General features: G+C 67.6%; 20 protein-coding genes and 1 other RNA gene. 14 read left to right on the top strand and 7 right to left on the bottom strand.

Annotation, left to right across the window (positions count from 1 at the left end):
- The first annotated feature begins 614 nt into the window (after positions 1-614).
- Positions 615-1,385 (top strand): GntR family transcriptional regulator, encoded by a 771-nt coding sequence (locus H165_RS0105440; RefSeq protein WP_017937895.1) that lies wholly within the window; start codon positions 615-617, stop codon positions 1,383-1,385.
- A gap of 66 nt (positions 1,386-1,451) precedes the next feature.
- Here the strand turns inward: H165_RS0105440 and H165_RS0105435 are convergent, their stop codons facing one another.
- From H165_RS0105435 to H165_RS0105410, 6 genes are all read right to left on the bottom strand, one after another.
- Entirely contained in the window at positions 1,452-1,838 is a 387-nt protein-coding gene (locus H165_RS0105435; protein ID WP_017937894.1) for a hypothetical protein, read from the bottom strand.
- 92 nt (positions 1,839-1,930) lie between these two features.
- On the bottom strand, positions 1,931-3,235 hold the full coding sequence (guaD, locus tag H165_RS0105430) for a guanine deaminase (protein ID WP_017937893.1): 1,305 nt from the start codon (positions 3,233-3,235) through the stop codon (positions 1,931-1,933).
- Between the two features lie 124 nt (positions 3,236-3,359).
- Complete coding sequence (gene xdhC, locus H165_RS0105425) at positions 3,360-4,202, bottom strand: xanthine dehydrogenase accessory protein XdhC (RefSeq protein ID WP_017937892.1); 843 nt, start codon at positions 4,200-4,202, stop codon at positions 3,360-3,362.
- A 40-nt stretch (positions 4,203-4,242) separates the two neighbouring features.
- On the bottom strand, positions 4,243-6,636 hold the full coding sequence (xdhB, locus tag H165_RS0105420) for a xanthine dehydrogenase molybdopterin binding subunit (protein ID WP_017937891.1): 2,394 nt from the start codon (positions 6,634-6,636) through the stop codon (positions 4,243-4,245).
- A complete protein-coding gene (xdhA, locus tag H165_RS0105415) occupies positions 6,629-8,080 on the bottom strand; it encodes a xanthine dehydrogenase small subunit (RefSeq protein ID WP_017937890.1) in 1,452 nt (483 codons plus the stop codon). Before xdhA ends, xdhB begins: the two co-directional genes overlap by 8 nt.
- Positions 8,081-8,517: 437 nt before the next feature.
- Positions 8,518-9,651 carry an alkane 1-monooxygenase gene (locus tag H165_RS0105410; protein ID WP_017937889.1) on the bottom strand — a complete coding sequence of 378 codons (1,134 nt, stop codon included), beginning with the start codon at positions 9,649-9,651 and terminating at the stop codon, positions 8,518-8,520.
- A gap of 176 nt (positions 9,652-9,827) precedes the next feature.
- On the opposite strand from H165_RS0105410, the gene H165_RS0105405 reads away from it, so the two are divergent.
- From H165_RS0105405 to recR, 10 genes are all read left to right on the top strand, one after another.
- Positions 9,828-10,487, top strand: coding sequence for a GntR family transcriptional regulator (locus H165_RS0105405; RefSeq protein ID WP_017937888.1), 660 nt, complete (start codon positions 9,828-9,830; stop codon positions 10,485-10,487).
- A gap of 10 nt (positions 10,488-10,497) precedes the next feature.
- Positions 10,498-13,986: a chromosome segregation protein SMC gene (gene smc / locus H165_RS0105400; RefSeq protein WP_017937887.1), complete on the top strand. Its 3,489-nt coding sequence runs from the start codon at positions 10,498-10,500 to the stop codon at positions 13,984-13,986.
- Between the two features lie 181 nt (positions 13,987-14,167).
- Complete coding sequence (gene zipA / locus H165_RS0105395) at positions 14,168-15,022, top strand: cell division protein ZipA (protein WP_017937886.1); 855 nt, start codon at positions 14,168-14,170, stop codon at positions 15,020-15,022.
- A 101-nt stretch (positions 15,023-15,123) separates the two neighbouring features.
- On the top strand, positions 15,124-17,511 hold the full coding sequence (gene ligA / locus H165_RS18395) for an NAD-dependent DNA ligase LigA (protein WP_017937885.1): 2,388 nt from the start codon (positions 15,124-15,126) through the stop codon (positions 17,509-17,511).
- A gap of 61 nt (positions 17,512-17,572) precedes the next feature.
- Complete coding sequence (locus H165_RS0105380; protein ID WP_017937884.1) at positions 17,573-17,851, top strand: HU family DNA-binding protein; 279 nt, start codon at positions 17,573-17,575, stop codon at positions 17,849-17,851.
- 4 nt (positions 17,852-17,855) lie between these two features.
- A complete protein-coding gene (locus tag H165_RS0105375) occupies positions 17,856-18,233 on the top strand; it encodes a hypothetical protein (RefSeq protein WP_017937883.1) in 378 nt (125 codons plus the stop codon).
- A gap of 105 nt (positions 18,234-18,338) precedes the next feature.
- Positions 18,339-18,435: signal recognition particle sRNA small type (gene ffs / locus H165_RS19095), an RNA gene on the top strand.
- 152 nt (positions 18,436-18,587) lie between these two features.
- Entirely contained in the window at positions 18,588-20,681 is a 2,094-nt protein-coding gene (gene dnaX, locus H165_RS0105370) for a DNA polymerase III subunit gamma/tau (RefSeq protein WP_017937882.1), read from the top strand.
- 18 nt (positions 20,682-20,699) lie between these two features.
- Positions 20,700-21,026, top strand: a complete 327-nt coding sequence (locus H165_RS0105365; protein WP_017937881.1) for a YbaB/EbfC family nucleoid-associated protein — start codon at positions 20,700-20,702, stop codon at positions 21,024-21,026.
- Between the two features lie 87 nt (positions 21,027-21,113).
- Positions 21,114-21,713 carry a recombination mediator RecR gene (recR, locus tag H165_RS0105360; RefSeq protein WP_017937880.1) on the top strand — a complete coding sequence of 200 codons (600 nt, stop codon included), beginning with the start codon at positions 21,114-21,116 and terminating at the stop codon, positions 21,711-21,713.
- Positions 21,714-21,750: 37 nt separating this feature from the next.
- Here recR and H165_RS19090 read toward each other — a convergent pair whose 3' ends face one another.
- Complete coding sequence (locus H165_RS19090) at positions 21,751-21,909, bottom strand: DUF3309 family protein (RefSeq protein ID WP_017937879.1); 159 nt, start codon at positions 21,907-21,909, stop codon at positions 21,751-21,753.
- A gap of 319 nt (positions 21,910-22,228) precedes the next feature.
- Here H165_RS19090 and H165_RS0105350 point away from each other — a divergent pair, with 319 nt between their 5' ends.
- From H165_RS0105350 to H165_RS0105340, 3 genes are all read left to right on the top strand, one after another.
- Positions 22,229-23,035 carry an SDR family oxidoreductase gene (locus H165_RS0105350; RefSeq protein ID WP_017937878.1) on the top strand — a complete coding sequence of 269 codons (807 nt, stop codon included), beginning with the start codon at positions 22,229-22,231 and terminating at the stop codon, positions 23,033-23,035.
- A gap of 91 nt (positions 23,036-23,126) precedes the next feature.
- Positions 23,127-24,311, top strand: a complete 1,185-nt coding sequence (locus tag H165_RS0105345; protein ID WP_027897748.1) for an MFS transporter — start codon at positions 23,127-23,129, stop codon at positions 24,309-24,311.
- A gap of 189 nt (positions 24,312-24,500) precedes the next feature.
- A complete protein-coding gene (locus tag H165_RS0105340) occupies positions 24,501-25,973 on the top strand; it encodes an inorganic phosphate transporter (protein WP_017937876.1) in 1,473 nt (490 codons plus the stop codon).
- The last annotated feature ends 64 nt before the right edge of the window (positions 25,974-26,037 follow it).

The following is a 26,037-nucleotide window of genomic DNA, read 5'->3' as shown; positions in this document are numbered from 1 at the left end:
TATCCGCAGGCCGTGGCCTGGAACGCGAGGCAGGTAAAGGCTGAGGTGCGGCTTCCATTAGTTGACTTCAGGGTCAGGAAGCGTACGGGCGGATTATGCTTTTGTGTACAAAAAAAGCAAATATTGTTTTGATTGTTGCATCCATCGAACCCTGCCGGCATCCGCCATCTCACTCGAGCGACTCGGTGCGACAATGCCGTTCCTGGTCGATCCGGAAAATTCCTTTATGGACAACCACTTAGGAAAACTTCCCGGAGCCGAGCGACGATTCGTGGCCGATGACGTCGGGGACGGAAAACTGTCCCAAAAGTCAGAAATGCTCTATCAGGAGCCGGGCTAGTAATGAAAAAAACTGAGCAGGCCCGGATCCGGACGAACCGCAGGGCCCGGGGCGACATCCGCCAGGGGGTGCAGGGCGATGGGCGGCCGCGGCGAAGCGGCGAAAAAACGCCACGAGGTGTCCGGGACGGCGAGGACGCCTGTGCGGGTTGATCGAATTGTGTACAATGGGCCCACTTCCGATTCGTTACTGTCCGCCGCACATGCTTGCCAAACGCTGGGAGGAGGGCAGTACAGTCTCGCTTGTCCGCTCTCCCATATCGATGCGAGCCACGATGAACAACGAAGAATTGCAGCCTCTCAAGAAGCAGCCGCGCGCAGGCAAGGCCAGCCGCAGCGGGACGCAGGATGACGTCGTCTACGCCCATATCTTCGATGTGATCCTCGAGCAGCGGCTGGCCCCCGGTACCAAGCTCAGCGAAGAAGCGCTGGGCGAGATCTTCGGCGTCAGTCGCACCATCATCCGCCGCGCCCTGTCGCGCCTGGCCCACGAGGGCGTGGTGGTGCTACGCCCGAACCGCGGCGCGGCGGTCGCCAGCCCGAGCGTCGAGGAAGCCCGGCAGATCTTCTACGCGCGCCGCCTGGTGGAGCGCGCCATCACCGAGCTGGCGGTGCAGCACGCCACGGCCGAGCAGCTCGCCGAGCTGCGCCAGATGGTCCGCGACGAGCAGGACAGCTTCTCGCGCGGCGACCGCGGCACCGGCATCCGCCTCTCCGGCGAGTTCCACCTGAAGCTCGCCGAGGCGGCACGCAACGCCCCGCTGGTCAGCTTCCAGCGCAGCCTGGTGTCGCAGACCTCGCTGATCATCGCCCAGTACGAGAGCGGTAGCCGTTCGCACTGCTCCTATGACGAGCACAACCAGCTGCTGGATGCCATCGAGGCGCGGGATACAGAGAAGGCGGTGCAGCTGATGATGCACCACATGGACCACATCGACAGCAAGCTGAACCTTGACGAAGAAAGCGCCTCGGACGATCTGCACGCGGTGTTCTCGCACCTGTTGCAGAGCCGCAAGAAGAACGCCCGGGCCAACGCCAGCCGCTGATCGGCAAGGCCAGATGCAGGAAAGCCCCGCCGGCATGCGCCTGCGGGGCTTTTTCGTGGGCGCGCCTTACTCCTCGTCGTCGCGGATCAGCACGTATTCGCGGCCGCTGTCGTCATCGGTGTAGTCGTAGACGAAGTACATCTGCACCTTGCCGCGGCCGGTGAGCACCGCCACGAAGTCGCCGGGCTCCACCTCGAAATGGCCCTGGCTGCCGGGTGCCAGGTCGCACTCGATGCGCGCGGTGACGAACAGCGCCGGGTCGGTGTCGTCGAAGTATTCCTCGCGCTCCTGGGCGTCCCAGTCGGCGGGCGGTTCGAAGGGGCCGCCGAACACCAGCTTGCCGTCGCCGAGGTCCAGCTCCTCGGCGTCCGGATCCTCCTCGTCGGGACGGTAGACGGTGCAGTTCAGGGCCTTGGGGTGTTCGAGGATGGCGAGCCGGGGATCGGCGGACATGGCGGTGCGCTCCGTGGTCGGGGGAAGCGGCATTATCCATCGCCGGGCGCGCCAGGGGCAGTGGCCGCTGCACCCGGCGCGCGACGGATGGCTCAGGCGCGGCGGTGGACGCTCTGCCCGGCGGCGAAGGTTTCCAGCACCGCGCGGTCGTCGCCGAGGATGGTCAGGGCGAACAGCCGCTCGGCCAGGCTACGCGCCTGCTGCATGCGGTAGGCGAGCAGCGGAGTGGCCTGGTAGTCGAGGACCACGAAGTCGGCGTCCTTGCCGGCGGCGAAGTTGCCGATGCGCTCGTCCAGGTACAGCGCCCGGGCGCCGCCCAGGGTGGCCAGGTACAGGGACTTGAAGGGATCCAGCTTCTTGCCCTGCAGCTGCAGCACCTTGTAGGCCTCGTTGAGCGACTGCAGCTGGCTGAAGCTGGTGCCGGCGCCCACGTCGGTGCCGAGTCCCACGCGCACGCCGTGGCCTTCCAGCTTCTCCAGGTCGAACAGGCCGCTGCCGAGGAACAGGTTGGAGGTGGGGCAGAAGGCCACCGCCGAGCCGGTCTCCGCCAGGCGCCGGCACTCCGCGTCGCACAGATGCACGCCGTGGGCGAACACCGCGCGCGGGCCGATCAGCCGGTAGTGGTCGTAGACGTCCAGGTAGCCCTGGCGTTCGGGGAACAGCTCTTTCACCCAGTCGATCTCCTTGCGGTTCTCGGATAGGTGGGTGTGCATGTACAGGCCCGGGTACTCAGCGAACAGCCGACCGGCGAGTTCCAGCTGCTCGGGGCTGCTGGTCGGCGCGAAGCGCGGAGTCACCGCGTAGTGCAGGCGGCCCTTGCCGTGCCAGCGCTCGATCAGCTCCTTGCTGTCCGCATAGCCGGACTCCGGGGTGTCGGTCAGGTAGTCCGGGGCGTTGCGGTCCATCAGCACCTTGCCGGCGATCATCCGCAGGTCGAGCTTCTCGGCGGCGGCGAAGAAGGCGTCCACCGACTCCTTGTGCACGGTGCCGAACACCAGGGCGGTGGTGGTGCCGTTGCGCAGCAGCTCCTTGAGGAAGATCTCCGCCACCTCGGCGGCCTTGGCCGGGTCGGCGAACTGCCGCTCGGTGGGGAAGGTGTAGGTGTTCAGCCAGTCCAGCAACTGCTCGCCGTAGGAGGCGATCATGCCGGTCTGCGGGTAGTGGATGTGGGTGTCGACGAAGCCGGGGGTGATCAGTGCGTTGCGGTATTCGTGCACCGCCACGCCGTTCAGCTTCGGCAGCAGGCGTTCCGCCGGGCCGGCCTCGACGATGCGGCCGTCCTCGACCAGCAGCACGCCGTCCTCGAAGTACTCGTAGGAACGCTCGATGCCGACTTCGGCCGGGTCGGCGAGGCTGTGCAGGATGGCGGCGCGGTAGGCTTTCAGGGAACTGGTCATGTCTGTCTCGTTCTCGTAGGCGTTCGTCCCGGCCATGGGAGGCTGAGGGGCGAGTGGGCGGTCGAACCCCGCCCCCCAACCGCCTCTCCCATGGCTGGGAGCTGTTTGGGGGCAGCGCGCCGGGCTAGGAGCGGGCCCGGCGCGAATCCGGCAGCAGCCGGGCGACGCTGGATTCTCCCTGCTTGGCCTCCTTCTGGCCGAAGGTGGCGTTATAGGTGGCGATCACCTCGCCGGCAATGGAGATGGCGATTTCCATGGGCAGCTTGCCCTTCACTTCGGGCAGACCCATGGGGCAGCGCATGCGCTGCACCACGTCCGCGGCGAAGCCGCGCTCGCGCAGGCGGTGCTCGAACTTGACGCGCTTGGTGCGCGAGCCGATCAGTCCGTAGTAGGCGAAGTCGTTGCGTTTGAGGATGGCCGCGGTGAGCTCCAGATCCAGCTGGTGGTTGTGGGTCATGACGATGAAGTAGCTGCCGGCGGGCATCTCGGCCACCTCGTCGACCACTTCCTCGCTGACCACCTTCTCTACGCCGGGCGGCAGCACCTCGGGGAATTCCGTCTCCCGCGAATCGATCCAGCGCACCCGGCAGGGCAGGCTGGCGAGCAGCGGCACCAGGGCGCGGCCGACGTGGCCGGCGCCGAACACGGCGATCTGCGCCTGCGGCTGGCCCATCGGCTCGAACAGCAGCACGGTGGCGCCGCCGCAGCACTGGCCGAGGCTGGCGCCCAAGCTGAAGCGCTCTAGGCGGGTGCCCTGGCTGCGGCTGGCGAGCATCTCGCGGGCGATGGCGATGGCCTTGTACTCCAGATGGCCGCCGCCGATGGTCTCGTAGCAGCGCTCGGCGCTGACCACCATCTTGGAGCCGGCGTTGCGCGGCGTGGAGCCGCGCTCCTCGATGATGGTCACCAGCACGCAGGGTTCGCCGCGGCGCTGCAGCTCGGCGAGGGCGCTGATCCAGTCGTTCATGGTCGACGGGCCTCGATCAGGGGAAGGAAGTGCCGCTGCGTCATGCGTTCACCTCGTCCAGCGCCGGGACTGCTACCTGGCGGGTGGCGGCGCGGATCTGCTGGATGGCCATCAGCACGCGTTCCGGGGTGGCCGGGGCGTCGAGGCGCGGGTGCAACCGGTAGTCGCCGAGGCTGGCCACGGCGTCCTTGAGGGCGCACCAGGCGGCGATGCCGAGCATGAATGGCGGCTCGCCCACGGCCTTGGAGTGGAACACCGTCTGCTCGGGGTTCTTGCGGTTCTCCACCAGGCGCACGCGCAGGTCGATGGGCATGTCGGCGATGGCCGGAATCTTGTAGCTGGCCGGGCCGTTGGTGAGCAGCTTGCCCTTGTCGTTCCAGACCAGCTCCTCGGTGGTCAGCCAGCCCATGCCCTGCACGAAGGCGCCTTCCACCTGGCCGATGTCGATCGCCGGGTTCAGCGAGGCCCCCACGTCGTGGAGGATGTCGGCACGCAGCATGCGGTACTCGCCGGTCAGGGTGTCGACGATGGTCTCCACGCAGGCCACGCCGTAGGCGTAGTAGTAGAACGGCCGGCCGCGGGCCTTGTCGCGGTCATAGTAGATCTTCGGCGTGCGGTAGAAGCCGGTGGCGGACAGCGAGATCTGGTTGAAGTAGGCCAGCTGGATGACCTCCTCGAAGGACAGGTACTGCTCGCGCACCCGCACCTGGCCGTTGCGGAACTCCACGTCCTCCTCGGTGACCCGGAAGTGGCCGACCAGGAAGTCCACCAGGCGCTTCTTGATGGTCTCCGCGGCGTTCTTCGCCGCCATGCCGTTGAGGTCGGCGCCGGAGGAGGCGGCGGTCGGAGAGGTGTTGGGCACCTTGTCGGTGTTGGTGGCGGTGATCTGGATGCGCGAGATGTCCACGCTGAACACTTGGGCCACCACCTGGGCGACCTTCGTGTTGAGGCCCTGGCCCATCTCGGTGCCGCCGTGGTTCAGGTGGATGGAGCCGTCGGTGTAGACGTGGATCAGCGCCCCGGCCTGGTTGAGGAAGGTAGCGGTGAAGCTGATGCCGAACTTCACCGGGGTCAGTGCCAGGCCCTTCCTGAGCACCGGACTGGTGGCGTTGAAGGCGCGGATCTCCTCGCGGCGGCGGGCGTACTCGGCGCTTGCCTCCAGCTCGGCGGTCATCTCGGCGAGCATGTTGTGCTCGACGGTCTGGTAGTAGTGGGTGACGTTGCGCTCGTCCTTGCCGTAGTAGTTCAGCTTGCGCACCTCCAGCGGATCCTTGCCGAGGTGGCGGGCGATCACTTCCATGATCTCCTCGATGGCGACCATCCCCTGCGGGCCGCCGAAGCCGCGGTAGGCGGTGTTCGAGGCGGTGTTGGTCTTGCAGCGCAGGCCGGTGATGGTGGCATTTTCGAGGAAGTAGGCGTTGTCCGCATGGAACATGGCGCGGTCGACGATGGACCCGGAGAGATCCGGCGAGTAGCCGCAGTTGCCAGCCAGCTGCAGCTCGATGCCGTGCAGCAGGCCGTCGTCGTCGAAGCCGATGTCGTACTCCACGTAGAAGGGATGGCGCTTGCCGGTCATGGTCATGTCTTCCATGCGCGGCAGGCGCATCTTGGTCGGCCGCCCGGTGAGGCGGGCGATCACCGCGCACAGGCAGGCCGGGCCGGCGGCCTGGGTTTCCTTGCCGCCGAAGCCGCCGCCCATGCGGCGCATGTCGATGACGATCTTGTTCATCGGCACGCCGAGTACCTCGGCGATCAGCTTCTGCACCTCGGTGGGGTTCTGGGTGGAGGTGTAGACGTACATGCCGCCGTCCTCGGTGGGCAGCACCGAGGAGATCTGGGTCTCCAGGTAGAAGTGCTCCTGGCCGCCGATGTGCAGGCTGCCTTGCAGGCGGTGCTTGGCCCTGGCCAGCGCCGCCGCGGAGTCGCCACGCTTGTGCTGGTGCGGTTCCAGCACGTAGTGCTGCCGGCGGTAGGCCTCCACCACGTCGAGCACCGGCTCCAGGTCCTCGTATTCGATGATCGCCGCCTGGGCGGCCTTGCGCGCGGTCTCCAGGCTGTCGGCGGCGACCGCCAGGACCACCTGGCCGACGTACTCCACCTTGCCGTCGGCGAGCAGCGGGTCGCCGGCCGCTACGGCGCCGATGTCCAGCTTGCCGGGCACGTCCTTGGCGGTGATGGCGATGGCCACCCCCGGGAACTGGTAGCAGGGCGTGGTATCGATACTCAGGATGCGCGCGTGGGCCCGGTCGGAGAGTCGGGCGTAGACGTGCAACTGGTTGGGGAACTCCAGGCGGTCGTCGACGTACACGGCTTCGCCGCTAACGTGCTTGGCGGCGCTCTCGTGCCTGACGCTCTTGCCGACGCCGGTGGCGATGTCCTGGCGGAACAGGGCGGCCAGCTCTTCCTGGCTCTTGATGGGCAGATGGTTAGACATAGGCGGTCACCCGGGTTTCGACTTCGGGAGCGGTCAGCTCGAGGAAGAATTTGCGCAACAGGTTCTGGGCGGTCAGCTGGCGGTACTCCTTGCTGGCGCGGAAATCGCTGAGCGGGGTGAAGTCCGCGGCCAGCGCCTCGCAGGCCTGTTCGATGCTGGCCTGGGTCCAGGCAGCGCCCTGCAGGGCGGCTTCGCAGGCGGCGGCGCGCTTGGGGATTGCCGCCATGCCGCCGAAGGCGATGCGTGCGCTGCGTACCCGGCCGTCCGCGATGTCCAGGTTGAAGGCCGCGCAGACCGCGGAGATGTCGTCGTCCAGGCGCTTGGATACCTTGTAGGCGCGGAACGCCTGGCTGGAGTGGGCGCGCGGGACGATGATCCGCTCGATGAACTCGCCTTCCTCGCGGGCGGTGATCCGGTAGTCGAGGAAGAAGTCTTCCAGCGGCAGGGTGCGCGTGCGGCTGCCCTTGCGCAGTACCAGGCTGGCGCCCAGGGCGATCAGCAGGGGCGGCGAGTCGCCGATCGGCGAGGCGTTGCCGATGTTGCCGCCCAGGGTGCCCTGGTTGCGGATCTGCAGGGAGGCGAAGCGGTGCAGCAGGGCGCCGAAGTCCGGGTATTCGCCGGCCAGCACCTCGTAGCAGTCGGTCAGCGGAGTGGCGGCGCCGATCTCGATGACGTCGTCGCGGATCTCAATGCGCTTCATCTCCTCGACGTGGCCGACGTAGATCATCACCGGCAGCTCGCGATGGAACTGGGTGACCTCCAGGGCCAGGTCGGTACCGCCGGCCAGCAGGCGAGCCTGCGGGTTGGCCTGGTAGAGATCGGCCAGGTCGGCGACGGTGAGCGGCAGCAGGCAGCGCTTGTCGCCGCTGTTCAGCTCGGCGGTCTCGCGCGGGGCGATGGCCTTGAGCTGGGCGACGGTCTCCGCCTCGGCGGCGTCAAACTGGTCGGGCTGCTTTCGGCTGCACGCCTGCCGGGCGGCATCCAGGATCGGCCGGTAGCCGGTGCAACGGCACAGATTGCCAGCCATGGCCTCCAGGGCCTCGGCCTTGTCGAAGTCGTTGCAGTTCTTCTGCAGGGCGAACATGGACATCACGAAGCCCGGGGTACAGAAGCCGCACTGCGAGCCGTGGCAATCCACCATGGCTTGCTGCACGCCGTGCAGTTCGCCGCGGTGCTTGAGGTCGTCGACCACGATCAACTGCTTGCCGTGCAGGGCGGAAACGAAGGTCAGGCAGGAGTTGAGGGTGCGGTAGCGGATGCGCTCAGCGCCCTCGGCGCCGACCAGTTCGCCCACCACCACGGTGCAGGCGCCGCAGTCACCGGAGGCGCAGCCCTCCTTGGTGCCGGTCTTGCCCAGGTGCTGGCGCAGGTAGTTGAGCACGGTGAGATTCGGGTCGAGGCGGTCTTCGACACGCAGCTCGCGGTTGAGCAGGAACCTGATCAAGGCATGCCTCCAGGCTTTCTTGTTGTTGGGCGGGGCGCGATGGAGGTGAATCTAGGAAAAGCTGACTTTTAAGTCAACAAAAATTCTGATCTTTCGGTCAGCTATTTCCGGCAGAGCGCTTTTTCGTAGGAGCGGGGCATTGTGTTTACCGGCAGGTGTAGGAGCGGGCCCTGCCCGCGATTCGCGCGCAGGGCGCGCTCCTACATGGGTATGCCATGGCTGATGCAGCGCAGTAACGTAGGGCGAATAACCGTTCGCGGTTATCCGCCGATACACCGAGGCCAGAGCCAACGCCCAGGTCAGCCCCGGAGCCGCCGGGAACCAAGGCCAGGCGGCGGATAACGCCGTAGGCGTTATGCGCCCTACGCTCCCGGAGGCGCAAAAAAAACGGCAGCCGGGGGTACGTGGCTGCCGCAAAGGCGTGGAACGCGATGGGCTCAGGCGCGCTGGGTATCGCTCAGCTGGTATTCCTCGCCGGCGTAGTAGGCGCGCACGCGGGGGTTCATCACCGCGCGCCACAGCGGCGGGAACAGCGCCAGGACGATCATTCCGGCGTAGCCGTTGGGCAGCTGCGGGCTGTCGTCGTAGTGGCGCAGCACCTGGTAGCGGCGCTTGGCGTAGGCGTGGTGGTCGGAGTGGCGCTGCAGGTGGAAGAGGAACAGGTTGGTCAGCAGGAAGTTGCTGTTCCACGAATGCTTGTGGGTGATGCGCTCGTAGCGGCCGTCGTCCAGGCGCCGGCGGTGCAGGCCGTAGTGCTCGACGTAGTTGACGATCTCCAGCAGGGTGAAGGCCATGGCCGCCTGGCCGAGGAAATACACCGCGCCGAGCCAGCCGAAGGCCAGGCTGAAACCGAGCAGGAAGAGGGCGCTGACGGCGTACCACCAGATCAGCTCGTTGCGCCAGTGCAGCGCCGGCAGGCCCTTGCGCTTCAGGCGCTGGGCCTCCAGGCGCCAGGCGTTGAGGAAGTTGTGCTTGTAGGCGTGGGGCAGGAAGGCGTACAGGCTCTGGTCGTAGCGCGCGGAGGAGGCGTCCTCCGGGGTGGAAACGTGCACGTGGTGGCCGCGCACGTGCTCCACCTTGAATCCGGCATAGCACACCGCCGCCAGCAGCAGGCCGCCGGCGCGCTGCTCCAGCTGCGAGTCCTTGTGGATCAGCTCGTGGGACACGGTGATGCCGATGGCGCCCATCACCGTGCCCACCGAGAGGATCCAGCCCAGCTTGCCCACCCAGTTCCACGCCTCGTAGTGGGTGATCACCCAGCCGCCGTAGACCAGCATGCCCAGCAGCAGCGGCACGGTCATCAGGCTGAGGAAGCGGTAGTAGCCCTCGCGCTCCAGTACTGGCACTTCACTGGCCTCGTCGGGGTTGGCCGGGTCGCGGCCGACGATGGCGTCGAGCACGGGGATGACCAGGAACACCACGGCGATGACGAACCAGGCCCAGGCGTTGGGGTGGTCGCTGCCGTAGGACCACCAGTAGCTCAGCGGAATGCCGAACACCGGCACCAGCCAGATCCAGTAGCCGACCTTCTTCAGGCGCAGCATCCAGGCAGGGGAAAGGAAGGCGAACATGGCGCGATTCTCCTCGTTGTAGGATTGTCAGACAATCCTGCGCCCAATCCTTTCTTCGTACGCACCAACCTTCGTTCAGTCGAGCCCCTTGACCGGGGCGTTGCCGGGTAACACCCTGTGTTACACTTCGCGGCCGCAAGCCCCATTCCATCAGCCCTCCAGCGATAAGGACACCCATGACGTTCAAGGCCCCGGACAGCCTGGCTGAGCAGATTGCCCACCACCTCGCCGAACGCATCATCCGGGGCGAGCTCAAGGAACGCGAACGCATCCAGGAGCAGAAGGTCACCCAAGCCCTGAACGTCAGCCGTGGCTCGGTGCGCGAGGCGCTGCTGATCCTCGAACGCCGCCACCTGGTGGTGATACTGCCGCGCCGCGGCGCGCAGGTCTCGGAGCTGTCCGCCAGCCACGTGGAAAGCCTCTACGGCCTGGTCATGGAGCTGTACATCATGCTCGCCAGCGCGGTGGCGCGGACCTGGCGCGAGGAGGGCGACCTGCAGCCGTTCCGCGCCATTCAGCAGCGCCTGCTGGAAAGCCTGCAGCGCGGCGACATCGACGCCTTCGTCGAGTCCAGCTTCGACATCATGCGCGCGGCCTTCCCCTTCGCCGCCAACCCCTACCTGCAGGAGACGGTGGAGAACCTGCTGCCGGCCATCAGCCGCACCTATCACCTGGCCCTGGAACGGCGCAAAAGCGAGATGAGCCAGTTCCTCGACAGCTTCGCCCGCCTGCTGCAGGCGGTGATCGACCGCGACGAGGCGGTCATCCGCGAGGTGCTTCTGGACTACGGCCGCCACAACAGCCAGCTGGTGCTGGCTGCCCTGGCCGAACGCTGAGGAGAGCGGCATGCGCCTCAAATGCATCAAGCTGGCGGGCTTCAAGTCCTTCGTCGACCCCACCACCGTCAGCTTCCCGAGCAACATGGCCGCCGTGGTCGGCCCCAACGGCTGCGGCAAGTCCAACATCATCGACGCCGTGCGCTGGGTGATGGGCGAAAGTTCCGCGAAGAACCTTCGCGGCGAGTCGATGACCGACGTCATCTTCAACGGCTCCAACACCCGCAAGCCGGTAACCCAGGCGAGCATCGAACTGATTTTCGACAACAGCGACGGCAGCCTCGGCGGCGAGTACGCCAGGTTCGCGGAAATCTCCATCCGCCGCCGGGTGACCCGCGACGGGCAGAACGCCTACTTCCTCAACGGCGTGAAGTGCCGCCGCCGCGACATCACCGACATCTTCCTCGGCACCGGCCTGGGCCCGCGCAGCTACTCGATCATCGAGCAGGGCATGATCACCAAGCTGATCGAGGCCAAGCCAGAGGACCTGCGCAACTACATCGAGGAAGCCGCCGGCATTTCCAAGTACAAGGAGCGCCGCCGCGAGACCGAGAACCGCATCCGCCGCACCCAGGAGAACCTGGCGCGCCTGACCGACCTGCGCGAGGAGCTGGAACGCCAGCTGGAGCGCCTGCACCGCCAGGCGCAGGCGGCGGAGAGGTATCAGGAATACAAGGCCGAGGAGCGTCAGCTCAAGGCCCAGCTCACCGCCCTGCGCTGGCGGGCGCTGAACGAGCTGGTCGGCCAGCGCGAGAAAGTCATCGGCGACCAGGAGGTGGCCCTGGAGGCGCTGATCGCCGAGCAGCGCAACGCCGACGCCAGCATCGAGCGCCTGCGCGACGGCCACCACGACCTGGCCGAGCGCTTCAATCAGGTGCAGGGACGTTTCTACTCGGTGGGCGGCGACATCGCCCGAGTCGAGCAGAGCATCCAGCACGGCCAGCAGCGCCTGCGCCAGCTGCAGGACGACCTGCGCGAGGCAGAGCGGGCGCGCCAGGAGACCGAATCCCACGTCGGCCACGACCGCACCCTGCTGGCCACCCTCGCCGAGGAGCTGGCCATGCTCGAGCCGGAGCGGGCCAGCGCCGAGGAGGCCGCCGAGGAGTCCGCCGCCCAGCTGGAGGAGGCGGAGGCCGCCATGCACGCCTGGCAGGAGCAGTGGGACGCCTTCAACCAGAGCTCCGCCGAGCCCCGTCGTCAGGCAGAGGTGCAGCAGAGCCGCATCCAGCAGCTGGAGCACAGCCTGGAGCGCCTGGCCGAACGCCAGCGCCGGCTCACTGACGAACTGGCCCAGCTCAGCGCCGACCCGGAAGATGCGGCGATCCTCGAACTGGCCGAACGGATCGCCGCCAGCGAGCTGCACCTCGAGGAACTGCACGCCGCCGAGCAGGAGCAGGCCGAGCGCCTCGAGCAGCTGCGCGGCGAACTGCAGCGCTCCAGCCAGGCCCAGCAGCAGGCCCAGGGCGAACTGCAGCGCCTGAACGGGCGCATCGCCTCCCTGGAGGCCCTGCAGCAGGCGGCCCTGAACCCCGGCAAGGGTGCCGCCGAATGGCTGCGCGAACAGGGCCTCCACGCCCGGCCGCGGCTCGCCGAAGGGCTGCGCGTCGAACCGGGCTGGGAGCTGGCGGTGGAGACGGTGCTCGGCGCCGACCTGCAGGCGGTGCTGCTCGACGACTTCGCCGGCCTCGACCTGTCCGGCTTCGCCCAGGGCGAGCTGCGCCTGGTGCAGGCCGGTGCTGGCGACACCCGCAGCTCCGGCAGCCTGCTTGACAAGGTCGAATCGCGCCACGACCTGGCCCCCTGGCTGGCCCGGGTGCGTCCGGTGGACAGCCTCGACGAGGCCCTGGCCCGGCGTGCCCAACTGGCAGACGGCGACAGCCTGATCAGCCGCGACGGCTACTGGGTGGGGCGCAACTTCCTGCGCGTGCGGCGGGCCGGCGAGGCGGAAAGCGGCGTGCTGGCCCGTGGCCAGGAGCTGGAGCGGCTGGCCGCCGAGCGCGCCGAACGCGAGGCGGTGCTGGCCGACCTGGAAGAACGGCTGCTGCAGCTGCGCGACGAGCAGCGCCGCCAGGAGGAAGCCCGCGAGCAACAGCGCCGCCTGGCCCAGGACGAGGCGCGTCGGCTCGGCGAGCTGAAGGCCCAGCTGTCCGCCGGGCAGGCCAAGGTGGAGCAACTGGCCCTGCGCCGCCGCCGTCTCGACGAGGAGCTGCGCGAGCTGGAGGAGCAGCGGGCCCTGGAACTGGAGCAGCTCGGCGAGGCGCGCCTGACCCTGGAAGCCGCCCTCGACAGCATGGCCAGCGACACCGAGCAGCGCGAGCGCCTGCTGGCCCGGCGCGACAGCCTGCGCGAGCGCCTCGAGCGGATCCGCGGCGAGGCCCGCCAGCACAAGGAACAGGCCCATCAACTGGCGGTGCGCATCGGCTCGCTGCGCGCCCAGCACGACTCCACCCGCCAGGCCTTGGAGCGCCTGCAACTGCAGGCCGAGCGCCTCAACGAGCGCCGCGAGCAGCTCAGCCTCAATCTGGAGGAGGGCGCCGCGCCGCTGGAAGAGCTGCGCATGAAGCTCGAGGAGTTGCTGGAGAAGCGCATGGGCGTCGAGGAGGAGCTGCGCCAGGCGCGCCTGGCCCTCGAGGACGCCGACCGCGAGCTGCGCGAGGCGGAGAGGCGTCGCGGCCAGGCCGAGCAGCAGGCTCAGCTGCTGCGCAGCCAGCTGGAGCAGCAGCGTCTCGAGTGGCAGGCCCTCACGGTGCGCCGCAAGGCCCAGCAGGACCAGCTGCTGGAGGACGGCTACGACCTTCACGGAGTGCTCGCCAGCCTGCCTCCGGAGGCCGCGGAGAACGCCTGGGAGGTCCAGCTGGAGCAGCTCGCTGCGCGCATCCAGCGCCTCGGGCCGATCAACCTGGCGGCCATCGACGAGTACCAGCAGCAGAGCGAGCGCAAGCGCTACCTGGACGCCCAGGACGCCGACCTGGTGGAAGCGCTGGAAACCCTGGAGAATGTGATCCGCAAGATCGACCGGGAAACCCGCAACCGCTTCAAGGAAACCTTCGACCAGATCAACGCCGGCCTGCAGGCACTGTTCCCCAAGGTTTTCGGCGGCGGCAATGCCTATCTGGAACTTACCGGCGAAGATCTACTCGATACCGGTGTGACCATCATGGCCCGGCCGCCGGGCAAGAAGAACAGCACCATCCACCTGCTCTCCGGCGGCGAGAAGGCGCTGACCGCACTGGCTCTGGTGTTCGCCATCTTCCAGCTGAATCCGGCGCCGTTCTGCATGCTCGACGAGGTGGATGCGCCGCTGGACGACGCCAACGTCGGCCGCTACGCCAGGCTGGTCAAGGAGATGTCGGAGAAGGTGCAGTTCATCTACATCACCCACAACAAGATCGCCATGGAGATGGCCGACCAGTTGATGGGGGTGACCATGCACGAGCCCGGATGCTCGCGCCTGGTGGCGGTGGACGTGGAGGAAGCGCTGGCGATGGTGGACGCCTGAGCAGGGCCGTTGGGCCATAACATTGCAGTCGCCCGGTGCAAATTAACCGTTCGTCGTGCTAGCTTAGGCCAGACTTTTTCATGGGCGGCTAAATACCTGTAGAAACGTACAGTTAACCGCATTTTCATCAGGGGCGGGATGCCCTGGGTCATTCATCTTTTTTTCGGGGTTGAGGCATTACATGGATATCGGTCTGCGCGAGTGGCTGATCGTCATTGGCATCATCGTCATCGCCGGCATTCTCTTCGATGGCTGGCGGCGTATGCGGGGCGGCAAGGGTAAGCTGAAGTTCAAGCTGGACCACAGCTTCTCCAACCTGCCGGACGACGACGGCGATCCGGACGTGCTGGGTCCGGCGCGCGTGCGGCCTAAGGAGCCCGAGCTCGACGAGGAAGAACTGCCGTCGATGAGCGCCCGCGAGCTGAACCGCCGCCGTGGCGTCCACGTGGAACCGCGCCAGGGCGACCTGGAGCTGGGCCTGGACGACGATCCGCCGACCCTGCTGACTCCCGTCGAGGACGAGGAGGACGGCAAGAAGCGCGGCAAGGGCAAGAAGGACAAGGGCGACGGCGAGGAGAAGGGCAAGAAGTCGCTGCAGCCGGTCGAGGAAGTGCTGGTCATCAACGTGGTGTCGCGCAGCGAGGAAGGTTTCAGCGGCCCGGCGCTGCTGCAGAACATCCTGGAGAGCGGCCTGCGCTTCGGCGAGATGGACATCTTCCACCGCCACGAGAGCATGGCCGGCAACGGCGAGGTGCTGTTCTCCATGGCCAACGGCGTCAAGCCGGGCACTTTCGACCTGGACGACATCGACCATTTCCGGACTCGCGCGGTGAGCTTCTTCCTCGGTCTACCGGGGCCGCGCCACCCGAAACAGGCTTTCGACGTGATGGTCGCCGCCGCCCGCAAGCTCGCCCACGAGCTGAACGGCGAGCTGAAGGACGACCAGCGCAGCGTGCTGACCGCGCAGACCATCGAGCATTACCGCCAGCGCATCGTCGAGTTCGAGCGCAACCGCCTGCTCAACCAGAAGCGCTGACCTGCCGTCAGCCTGGCGAGCCCCAAGCTGCAAGCCACGCGCTTGGCCTGGGGCTTCGTTTTTTCTTGCCGCTCGCCGCTTGAAGCTTGAGGCCCGACCCGATGACCACCTCCGCCCGACAGGCCGCTGAACGCATCGCCGCCCTGCGCAGCGAGATCGACGCCCACAACTATCGCTACTACGTGCTCGACGAACCGACCATTCCGGATGCCGAGTACGACCGCCTGTTCAACGAGCTCAAGGCCCTGGAGGCCGAACACCCCGAACTGATCACCCCCGAGTCGCCCACCCAGCGGGTCGGCGGCGCGGCGCTCAGCGCCTTCGGCGAGGTGCGTCACGAGGTGCCCATGCTCAGCCTCGGCAACGCCTTCGCCGAGGAGGATCTGCGCGAGTTCGATCGCCGGGTCCGCGAGGGGCTGGCCGACCAGCTGCCGGCCGGCGATCTGTTCGGCGGCGGTGCCGAGGTGGAGTACAGCTGCGAGCCCAAGCTCGACGGCCTGGCGGTCAGCCTGCTTTACGAGAACGGCGTGCTGGTGCGTGGCGCCACCCGCGGCGACGGCAGCACGGGCGAAGACATCAGCGCCAACGTGCGCACCGTGCGCAACATCCCCCTGAAGCTGCAGGGCAGCGGCTGGCCGGCGCGTCTCGAGGTGCGCGGCGAGGTGTTCATGTCCAAGGCCGGCTTCGAGCAGATGAACGCCCGCCAGCTGGAAAGCGGCGGCAAGACCTTCGCCAATCCGCGCAACGCCGCGGCCGGAAGCCTGCGCCAGCTGGATCCCAGGGTCACCGCCAGCCGCCCGCTGGAGTTCTGCGCCTACGGCATCGGCCTGGTGGAGGGCGAGTTGCCCGGCACCCACTACGACATCCTCCAGGCCCTCAAGGGCTGGGGCCTGCCGATCAGCCGCGAGCTGAAGCTGGCCAGGGGGGTCGAGGAATGCCTGGCCTACTACCGGAACATCGGCGAGCGCCGCCAGTCCCTGGCCTACGAGATCGACGGGGTGGTATTCAAGGTCAACAGCCTGGCCTGGCAGCGCGAGCTGGGCTTCCGCGCCCGCGAGCCGCGCTGGGCGATCGCCCACAAGTTCCCGGCCAGCGAGGAGCTCACCGAGCTGCTGGACGTGGAATTCCAGGTCGGCCGCACCGGCGCGGTGACCCCGGTGGCACGCCTCCGGCCGGTGCAGGTGGCCGGCGTCACCGTGTCCAACGCCACCCTGCACAACATGGACGAGGTGGCCCGTCTCGGTCTGATGATCGGTGATACGGTGATCGTCCGTCGCGCCGGCGACGTAATCCCCCAGGTGATGGCGGTGGTCCTCGAGCGCCGTCCCGCTGACGCGCGACCGGTGCGGATTCCCGAGCACTGCCCGGTGTGCGGCTCGCAAGTGGAGCGCACCCAGCTGGTGCGGCGCAGCAAGAGCGGCCGCGCGAACGTCAGCGAGGGCGCGGTGTACCGTTGCGTCGGCCGGCTGTCCTGCGCCGCTCAGCTCAAGCAGTCGATCATCCACTTCGTTTCGCGGCGCGCCATGGACATCGAAGGTCTCGGCGACAAGATCGTCGAACAGCTGGTGGACAGTGGCCTGGTCAGCTCGCCGGCCGACCTCTACAGCCTGAGCTACGAGCAGGTGGTGGCCCTCGAGGGCTTCGCCGACCTGTCCACCCGCAACCTGCTGGCCTCCATCGAGGCCAGCCGCACGCCGAGTCTGGCGCGCTTCATCTACGCCCTGGGGATTCCCGACGTCGGCGAGGAGACCGCCAAGGTGCTGGCCCGCTCGCTGGGCTCCCTGGCGCGCATCCAGCAGGCGCTGCCGGAGGTGCTCACCTATCTGCCGGACATCGGCGCCGAGGTGGCCTACGAGATCCGTAACTTCTTCGACGATGGGCACAACCGCTCGGTGATCGCCCGCCTGCTCGAGCACATCCGCCTGCAGGACGAGGGCGAGGTACACGCCGAGTTCGCCGCCAGCGTCAGCCTTGGCGACTTCCTCGCCCGCCTGGAGATCCCCTTCATCGCCGCCACCGGTGCGCAGAAGCTGGCCGACAAGGCCGGCAGCCTGGAGGGGGTAATCGCCCTCAGCCAGGACTGGCTGGAACTCAGTCAGCTCAAGGGCCTCAACGAGAAGGCCCGGCAGTCGCTGCGCGAGTTCTTCGCCGCGCCGGCCAACGTCGCCCGCGCCCGGGCCATCGAGCGTCAGCTGCTGGACTTCGGCATGCACTGGAGTTGCGAGAAGCGGGTGGTGGAGGGGCTGCCGCTGGCCGGGCAGACCTGGGTACTGACCGGTACCCTGGAGGCCATGAGCCGCGACCAGGCCAAGGCCAGGCTGGAAGGCCTGGGCGCCAAGGTGGCCGGCTCGGTCTCGGCGAAGACCGCCTGCGTGGTTGCCGGGCCGGGGGCCGGCTCGAAGCTGGCCAAGGCTGGCGAGCTGGGCATCCGGATACTGGACGAAGAGCAATTCCTGGCGCTGCTGGCCGAGCACGGCCTGGGCGTTTGATGACCCTGGAGCGTCGGGCTGTCCGGCGTTCCCTCAACCTATCTGCAAGGGGAGTGGCCATATGGCTTTGAGCAAGGAACAACTGGTGCGCGACATCGCCGAATCCCTCGACCTGACCCAGACGGCGGTGCGCGGCGTGTTCGAACAGCTGGCGCAGATCGCCCAGGACTGCCTGGAGAACGACGGTGAACTGACCTTGCCGGGCATCGGCAAGCTGAAGGTGGTCGAGCGTGCCGCGCGCACCGGGCGCAACCCGCAGACCGGCCAGCCGATCCAGATCGCCGCGAAGAAGAGCGTGCGCCTGGTGCCGGCCAAGGCGCTGGTCGACGGCCTGAACTGAAGCCATGGAGCGCACGAGACGGCAGCGCCTGCTCGGCGTGCTGGCCCTGGTGTTGCTGTTCGCCGCCTACCTGGCGTGGAGCGAGCGGCCGCAGATCGTCCTGCACTATGCGCAGCAGGGCAGCGCCGTGGTGCGCTACAGCTTCCTGGAGAATGACGAGGAGCGCCTCGCCGGCGAGATCCAGCCCGGCGAGGTACTCCAGTTCCCTCTACGGCTGTGGCGCGGCGACGACTACCGGGTGGCCTTCCGCTTCAACCAGGGCAATGAGCGCTACACCAGCTTCAGCACCCGGCCCGGCTACGCCAGCCTGGACCTCTACCTGGCTCCGGATCTGAGCGTCAGCACCCAGCCGCTGCCGCCTGGGCTGGTCGAGGAGCGCTGACGGCCAAGGCCATTCGCTGCAGCTAAGTGCTTGAAGAGGTTGTAAGTTGCGGCGAGGCCGGTACAATGACGCGGCCCGTTACGACGGGTATCGTCATGGTGGCTCCATCGGTCCCCCCGCAACGATCAGCCGTGAACCCGGTCAGGCCCGGAAGGGAGCAGCCGTAGCGGTGACATCGTGTGCCGGGGTGTGGCTGGTGGGGCCACCTCCATTTTCGGGCCACGCTTTTTCCCTTTCCTCCTGCGCCCCATCTCCTGGGCGGCCCGGTCGGTCGCGGCCGATTGACCTTGCGCCAAAACCTCGTCAGCCCCTAGGATTAGCCCACTTCAGCTTCCCATCCGCGACGGTTTTTCAATGAGTTATCAGGTTCTTGCCCGCAAATGGCGCCCGCGCACCTTCCGCGAGATGGTTGGGCAGACCCACGTGCTCAAGGCCCTGATCAACGCCCTCGACAGCCAGCGCCTGCACCACGCCTACCTGTTCACCGGCACCCGCGGGGTGGGCAAGACCACCATCGCGCGGATCATCGCCAAGTGCCTGAACTGCGAGACCGGCATCAGCTCCACCCCGTGCGGGAAGTGCTCGGTGTGCCGGGAAATCGACGAGGGCCGTTTCGTCGACCTGATTGAGGTGGACGCCGCGAGTCGCACCAAGGTGGAGGACACCCGCGAACTGCTGGAGAACGTGCAGTACGCGCCGACCCGGGGCCGCTACAAGGTCTACCTGATCGACGAAGTGCACATGCTATCCACGCACTCGTTCAACGCCTTGCTGAAGACGCTGGAAGAGCCGCCGCCGCACGTCAAGTTCCTGCTCGCCACCACCGACCCGCAGAAGCTGCCGGTCACCATTCTTTCCCGCTGCCTGCAGTTCGCCCTGAAGAACATGCCACCGGAGCGGGTGGTGGAGCACCTCAGCCATGTGCTGACCGCCGAGAACATCCCCTTCGAGGAAGACGCCCTGTGGCTGCTCGGCCGCGCCGCTGATGGCTCGATGCGCGACGCCATGAGCCTCACCGACCAGGCCATCGCCTTCGGCGAGGGCAAGGTGCTGGCCGCCGACGTGCGCGCCATGCTCGGCACCCTCGACCATGGCCAGGTCTACGGCGTGCTGCATGCGCTGCTCGAAGGCGACGCCCGCGCCCTGCTGGACGCGGTGCGTCAGCTGGCCGAGCAGGGCCCAGACTGGAACGGCCTGCTCGCCGAACTGCTCAACGTGCTGCACCGCGTGGCGGTGGCCCAGGTGCTGCCCGAGGCGGTGGACAACGGCCAGGGCGACCGCGACAAGGTGCTGGCTCTGGCCCAGGCGCTGCCGGCCGAGGACGTGCAGTTCTACTACCAGATGGGCCTGATCGGCCGTCGCGACCTGCCGCTGGCGCCGGATCCGCGTAGCGGTTTCGAGATGGTCCTGCTGCGCATGCTGGCGTTCCGTCCCGGAGATGCTGGCAACGCGCCGCGATCGCCTTTAAAGGATCCGGGAATCGGCAGGGCCACGGCTGATTCCGACGCAACCCCAGTGGCCGGCGCCGCTCTGGCGGCGCCGGTCGTTGCTGCTTCCGGCGATGTCGCTCCTTCGGCCCCCGTGACCCCTCCCGCGCCGCCCGCCGCCGTTGCGTCGCTCGCCGAGTCGTCGGCGCAGCCGCCAGTCGGGGTGCCCGTGGCTGAACCAGTCGAGTCGCCAGCGGCCGTTGAAGCACCGTCAGTGGAAGCTCCGGCAGCTGTTGAAGCGACGGTGGACCTGCCCTGGGAAGAGCCCAGGGCCCCGCTCGCCGAGACCACGCCGCCGCCCGAGATGCCGGCCGCTCCCGTCGAGTCGGCGCCGGTCTCCGCGCCGCCGCCCGTGGCCGCGGCGCCTGTCGAACCGGCCGTCGAGCCTGCGGCGTCCGCCAGCGCTGCCGCTGTCCCGGCCGCCGACGAGGACGACGATGAGCCGCCGCCCGGCGATTACGATTACTACGAGGTCGACCCCGAGGCCTACGACTACGACTTCGCCGCCGCCGAGCAGGCTCCGGCCGAGCCCGAGCCGCTGCCCGACGTGCCGCCGGCCACCGGCCTGGCCGCGGAGTGGCTGGACTTGTTCCCGCGCCTGGGCATCAGCGGCCTGACCGCCAGCATCGCCGCCAACTGCACCCTGGTGGCGGTGGACGGCGATACCTGGAAGATGCACCTGGACCCGGCCCAGGGCGCGCTGTTCAACGCCACCCAGCAGCGGCGGCTCAACGAGGCTCTCAACCAGTACCACGGACGTCCGCTGAAGCTGGAGATCGAGCTGCGCCGCCCCGAGCAGGAAACCCCGGCCCAGGCCGCCGCGCGCAAGCGGGCCGAACGCCAGAAGTGCGCCGAGGCGTCGATCCATAACGACCCCCTGGTGCAGCAGATGATCCAGCAGTTCTCCGCGGTGATCCGCGAGGGCAGCATCGAACCCGTCGACACTCCCGTCACTCCCTGACAATCCGAGGTGAATCCCATGATCAAAGGTGGCATGGCTGGTCTGATGAAACAGGCCCAGCAAATGCAGGAAAAGATGCAGAAGATGCAGGAAGAGCTGGCCAATGCCGAGGTCACCGGCCAGTCCGGCGCCGGTCTGGTGAGCGTGGTGATGAACGGCCGCCACGACGTCAAGCGCGTCAGCCTGGATGACAGCCTGATGCAGGAGGACAAGGAGATCCTCGAGGACCTGATCGCCGCCGCGGTCAACGACGCCGTGCGCAAGATCGAGCAGAACAACCAGGAGAAGATGGCCAGCATGACCGCCGGCCTGCAGCTGCCGCCCGGCTTCAAGCTGCCGTTCTGAGGTCCCGCCCGCTTCGCGAAAACCGCCGCAGGGGCGGGCCTGACCTGCCCCCATCGCTGCTAGCCGCTGCCCTGCGAGAAGTCCCCGATGAGCTTCAGTCCGCTGATCCGCCAACTGATCGACGCCCTGCGCATCCTGCCCGGCGTAGGGCAGAAGACCGCCCAACGCACCGCGTTGCACCTGCTCGAGCGCGACCGCAGCGGGGCGCTGCGTCTGGCCCAGGCGCTGACCCAGGCCATGGAGGGAGTCGGCTACTGTCAGCGCTGCCGGACCCTGAGCGAGGAGGAGGTCTGCGCGCTGTGCCGCGACGAGCGCCGCGACGACAGCCTGCTCTGCGTGGTGGAGGGGCCGATGGACGTCTACGCGGTGGAGCAGACCGGCTACCGCGGCCGCTACTTCGTGCTCAAGGGCCACCTCTCGCCGCTGGACGGCTTGGGCCCGGAGTCCATCGGCGTGCCGGAGTTGCTCAAGCGCATCGACGAGGGCCGCTTCAGCGAGGTGATCCTCGCCACCAATCCTACCGTCGAGGGCGAGGCCACCGCCCACTACATCGCCCAGTTGCTGGCCAACAAGGGCCTGGTCACCTCGCGCATCGCCCACGGCATGCCGCTGGGTGGCGAGCTGGAGCTGGTGGACGGTGGCACCCTGGCCCATGCCCTGGCCGGCCGCAGGCCGATCAGCCTGTAAGCGTCGGGAAATCCTTCCTCGATCCCGCCGCCGGCGCCTAGAGCTTGCCGAGCAGGACCAGGATCAGCACCACGATCAGCACCGTGCTGATCAGCCCCGAGGGGGCGAAGCCCCAGCCACGGGCGTGAGGGAAGATCGGCAGGACCCCGATCAGCAGGAGGATCAGGATGACGAGGACGATGGTGCCTAGACTCATGGCGGGAACTCCGGTGGGTGATTCGGGCGGGGCCCGTCTGCCGGGACTGCCTGGGGCAGGCTCGGTCGCGCCGGGCGGGGAGATGCCGTTTCCTTAAGTACAGCACCAAGCGCCCGGGCGTGCCGCCGGGAATGAAGCGCGGGGCGCTGCCCGGCGGCATCCGCCGGCTGCATGTCGCGCCGGCCTGCGGCACGGTGAGGGTCGTGGGAGGGCGGCCAGCGGTTTTTTCACGGTCATTCAGACGGCTGATAGTGGGCAGTGCGTCGCATGGGCTTGGCTACACTGCGTCCATCTTCCCGAATGACAACAAGGCAGTGCCATGCAGAACCGCATCATGATCACTGGGGCCGGTTCCGGCCTCGGCCGCGAAATCGCCCTGCGCTGGGCCCGCGAGGGCAGCCGCCTGGCCCTAGCCGACATCAACGAGGCCGGCCTTCGGGAAACCCTGGAGCTGGTCCGTGCGGTGGGCGGTGACGGCTTCACACAGCGTTGCGACGTGCGCGACTACAGCCAGCTGGTGGCCCTGGCGGAAAGCTGCGAGGCGCGTTTCGGCGGCATAGACATCATCGTCAACAACGCCGGGGTGGCTTCCGGCGGCTTCTTCGAGGACCTTTCCCTGGAGGACTGGGACTGGCAGTTGTCGATCAACCTGATGGGTGTGGTCAAGGGCTGCAAGGCCTTCCTGCCGCTGCTCGAACGCAGCAAGGGGCGGATCATCAACATCGCCTCCATGGCGGCACTGATGCAGGGCCCGGCGATGAGCAACTACAACGTCGCCAAGGCCGGCGTGTTGGCCCTCTCGGAAAGCCTGCTGGTCGAGCTCGGGCAGCGCGGGATTGCCGTGCACGTGGTCTGCCCGTCGTTCTTTCAGACCAACCTGCTGGACTCCTACCGCGGCCCCAACCCGGAGATGAAGGAGCAGATCGGCAAGCTGCTGGCCGGCTCGCCGATCAGCGCAGCGGACATCGCCGAATACATCTACCAGGCAGTGGCCAGAGGCGAATTCCTCATCCTGCCCCACGAGCTGGGCCGCGCGGCCTGGCAGCTCAAGCGCCAGAACCCCCAGGCGATCTACGCGGAGATGGCGCGCATGGCCGAGAAGATGCGCGCCAAGAGCGGGCGATAGGCGGCGTGAGGGGTTGCCCGGCGCGACGCCGGCGGGGTAGGGTGGGCCGGCTCCGACCGTACCGCGCTGGCAACTGACCTCAGGAGTCGCTGTGAAAGCCTTGCCCCGCCTTGCCTTGCTGGCCGCTCTGCTGCTGGCGGCCGTCAACCTGCGTCCCGGCATTACCTCCCTTGCCCCGCTGATCGAGCGGATCGCCGAGGAGCTGGCCCTGAGCCGCGGCCTGATCAGCCTGACCACCGCCCTACCGGTGCTCTGCATGGGGCTGCTGGCGCCCCTGGCGCCGCGCCTGGCGGTGCGCTTCGGTCTGGAGCGCACGGTGCTCGGCTGTCTGCTGCTGATCGCCCTGGCCCTGATGCTGCGCGCCTTCGGCCATTCCAGCGGTCTGCTGATCGGCAGCGCGGCGCTGGTCGGCATGGGCATCGCAGTGGCCGGGCCGCTGCTTTCCGGGTTCATCAAGCGCCACTTCGTCGGCCAGGTCGGCCAGATCATCGGCTGGTACTCCCTGGGGATGACCATCGGCGGCACCGTGGGAGCGGTGCTCACTCTGCCGGTCACCCAGTTGCTGGGGGGCGACTGGGCCTTCGGCCTGGCCTTTTGGACACTGCCGGCGCTGCTTGCCGCGCTGCTCTGGCTGCGCGTGCCCAACGTCCGCGAGAGCGCCCACGAGGCCGCCACCGGCGGGCTGCCCTGGCGGGTGACGCGGGCCTGGCTGGTCACCGGCTTCTTCGCCCTGCAGGCCGGGCTGTTCTACGCCCTGGCCACCTGGTTGGTGGCGCGCTACCACGAGGCGGGGCTCAGCGTGCTGCGCAGCAACACCTTGTTCAGCCTGTTCATGATGGTCGGTCTGGTCAGCGCCTTCGTGCTGCCCTGGCTGACTCAGCGCTTCGGCAACCGCTACCTGCTGCTGATGGGTTGCAGTCTGTCCTCGGCTCTCTGTCTGGGAATGATCACCTTCGCGCCGGGTTTCCTCCCCGAGCTCTGGGCGCTGCTGCTCGGCCTCAGCCTGACCGGGTCCTTCGCGCTGTCCATGTCGCTGCCGCTCTTCGAGACGGACACGCCCCTGGAGGTGAGCCGCTGGACGGCGATGATGCTGTTCGTCGGCTACTGCCTGAGCAGCCTCACCCCGGTGCTCGCCGGCCTCGGTCGCGACCTGGCCGGCAGCTACCGGCTGCCCTTCCTGGTACTGACCCTGCTGGCTCTGCTGATGAGTTTCCTGGCCTGGCGGCTGAAGGCGTCGCCGCGTTCCGCCGCACCGCAAGCGCCCGCCGGGGCGTGACATTTCGTCACCGTCGGCAGGAAGATCCGCCTGCGCAAATGTTGCGATTTATTGCCGAAAAGGCCCGGAATCCGGCTCCTTCCGGGCTTGGTGGCGCGGCGGGGGGGACGATCCATCTACAATTCGGGAAGATGAACCCCCGCCGAATCTGGCATAATCGCGCACCCTTTTGATTGCTGCGACAACCTCATGTTCGACCTCATCCTCGGGCTCGATGCCTGGGTGCTGGCGAGTCTCGTTCTGGCGCTCGCTTTCGTGCTCTTCTTCGAGTTCATCAACGGCTTCCATGACACTGCCAACGCGGTAGCCACGGTCATCTACACCAAGGCCATGTCCGCCTACACGGCGGTGATCCTGTCCGGGATCTTCAACTTCCTCGGTGTACTGCTCGGCGGTGTCGGGGTGGCCTACGCCATCGTCCATCTGCTGCCGGTCGAACTGCTGATCAACGTCAACACCGGGCATGGCCTGGCCATGGTGTTCTCGCTGCTGGCTGCGGCCATCGCCTGGAACCTGGGCACCTGGTACCTGGGCATTCCGGCCTCCAGTTCGCACACCTTGATCGGTTCGATCCTCGGCGTCGGCCTGGGTAACGCGCTGATCACCGACGTGCCGCTGGCCGACGGGGTCAACTGGCAGAAGGCCATCGACATCGCTATCTCCCTGGTGGTCTCGCCGCTGGCCGGCTTCCTGGTCGCCGCGCTGCTGCTGCTGGGCCTGAAGTGGTGGCTGCCGACCTCGAAGATGCACAACACTCCGGAGACCCGCAAGGAGATCAAGGGCAAGAAGCACCCGCCGTTCTGGAACCGCCTGGTGCTGGTGCTCTCGGCCATGGCGGTGAGCTTCGTGCACGGTTCCAACGACGGCCAGAAGGGCATCGGCATGATCATGCTGGTGCTGATCGGCATCGTTCCCGGACTCTTCGTGCTGGACCTGAACAGCACCACCTACCAGATCGAGCGGACCCGAGACGCCACGCTGCATCTCAGCCAGTTCTACCAGCGCAACAGCGCCACCCTCAGCGAGTACCTGGCCCTCGGCAAGGCCCACGAGGGGGAGATGCCGGCGCTGTTCCGCTGCGATCCCAAGCAGACCGAGGTCACCATCGAGGCCCTGCTTGAAGACCTCAAGGGCATCACCGACTACAACATGCTGGACCCCGAGAAGCGCATCGAAGTGCGGCGCTATCTGCTGTGCCTGGACGACACCGCGAAGAAGGTCGGCAAGCTGAGCGAACTGCCGTCCCGCGAGCGTGCTGACCTCGACAAGCTGCGCAAGGACCTCACCGGCACCACCGAGTACGCGCCCTTCTGGGTGATCTTAGCGGTCGCCCTGTCCCTCGGCATCGGCACCATGGTCGGCTGGAAGCGCGTGGTGCTCACCGTTGGCGAGAAGATCGGCAAGCAGGGCATGACCTATGCCCAGGGCATGTCTGCGCAGATCACCGCGACCTGCGCGATCGGCATGGCCAACCTGTTCAGCCTGCCGGTGTCCACCACCCACGTCCTTTCCTCGGGCGTCGCCGGTACCATGGTCGCCAACAAGAGCGGTCTGCAGGGTGGCACCATCCGCAACATCCTGATGGCCTGGCTGCTCACTCTGCCGGTGTCTATGGGCCTGGCCGCCGGGCTGTTCTGGATTGCCACGCGCTTCGTGGGCTGAGGCGCGACCCGGGGCACGGAGTTGTCGGGCAGTCCACGACCCGTGTCCCGTCCACGGAGTAAGC

It is taken from the genome of Pseudomonas thermotolerans DSM 14292, from assembly GCF_000364625.1.
In the GTDB taxonomy this organism is placed as follows: domain Bacteria; phylum Pseudomonadota; class Gammaproteobacteria; order Pseudomonadales; family Pseudomonadaceae; genus Aquipseudomonas; species Aquipseudomonas thermotolerans.
This window is presented reverse-complemented; position numbering and strand designations above follow the sequence as displayed.

What these genes read in the sequence shown, in the direction of transcription:
- H165_RS0105440 (WP_017937895.1), top strand. Translation starts at nt 615, where the DNA reads ATGAACAACGAAGAATTGCAGCCTCTCAAGAAGCAGCCGCGCGCAGGC.
- H165_RS0105435 (WP_017937894.1), bottom strand. Translation starts at nt 1,838, where the DNA reads ATGTCCGCCGATCCCCGGCTCGCCATCCTCGAACACCCCAAGGCCCTG.
- guaD (WP_017937893.1), bottom strand. Translation starts at nt 3,235, where the DNA reads ATGACCAGTTCCCTGAAAGCCTACCGCGCCGCCATCCTGCACAGCCTC.
- xdhC (WP_017937892.1), bottom strand. Translation starts at nt 4,202, where the DNA reads ATGAACGACTGGATCAGCGCCCTCGCCGAGCTGCAGCGCCGCGGCGAA.
- xdhB (WP_017937891.1), bottom strand. Translation starts at nt 6,636, where the DNA reads ATGTCTAACCATCTGCCCATCAAGAGCCAGGAAGAGCTGGCCGCCCTG.
- H165_RS0105410 (WP_017937889.1), bottom strand. Translation starts at nt 9,651, where the DNA reads ATGTTCGCCTTCCTTTCCCCTGCCTGGATGCTGCGCCTGAAGAAGGTC.
- H165_RS0105405 (WP_017937888.1), top strand. Translation starts at nt 9,828, where the DNA reads ATGACGTTCAAGGCCCCGGACAGCCTGGCTGAGCAGATTGCCCACCAC.
- smc (WP_017937887.1), top strand. Translation starts at nt 10,498, where the DNA reads ATGCGCCTCAAATGCATCAAGCTGGCGGGCTTCAAGTCCTTCGTCGAC.
- zipA (WP_017937886.1), top strand. Translation starts at nt 14,168, where the DNA reads ATGGATATCGGTCTGCGCGAGTGGCTGATCGTCATTGGCATCATCGTC.
- ligA (WP_017937885.1), top strand. Translation starts at nt 15,124, where the DNA reads ATGACCACCTCCGCCCGACAGGCCGCTGAACGCATCGCCGCCCTGCGC.
- H165_RS0105380 (WP_017937884.1), top strand. Translation starts at nt 17,573, where the DNA reads ATGGCTTTGAGCAAGGAACAACTGGTGCGCGACATCGCCGAATCCCTC.
- H165_RS0105375 (WP_017937883.1), top strand. Translation starts at nt 17,856, where the DNA reads ATGGAGCGCACGAGACGGCAGCGCCTGCTCGGCGTGCTGGCCCTGGTG.
- dnaX (WP_017937882.1), top strand. Translation starts at nt 18,588, where the DNA reads ATGAGTTATCAGGTTCTTGCCCGCAAATGGCGCCCGCGCACCTTCCGC.
- H165_RS0105365 (WP_017937881.1), top strand. Translation starts at nt 20,700, where the DNA reads ATGATCAAAGGTGGCATGGCTGGTCTGATGAAACAGGCCCAGCAAATG.
- recR (WP_017937880.1), top strand. Translation starts at nt 21,114, where the DNA reads ATGAGCTTCAGTCCGCTGATCCGCCAACTGATCGACGCCCTGCGCATC.
- H165_RS19090 (WP_017937879.1), bottom strand. Translation starts at nt 21,909, where the DNA reads ATGAGTCTAGGCACCATCGTCCTCGTCATCCTGATCCTCCTGCTGATC.
- H165_RS0105350 (WP_017937878.1), top strand. Translation starts at nt 22,229, where the DNA reads ATGCAGAACCGCATCATGATCACTGGGGCCGGTTCCGGCCTCGGCCGC.
- H165_RS0105340 (WP_017937876.1), top strand. Translation starts at nt 24,501, where the DNA reads ATGTTCGACCTCATCCTCGGGCTCGATGCCTGGGTGCTGGCGAGTCTC.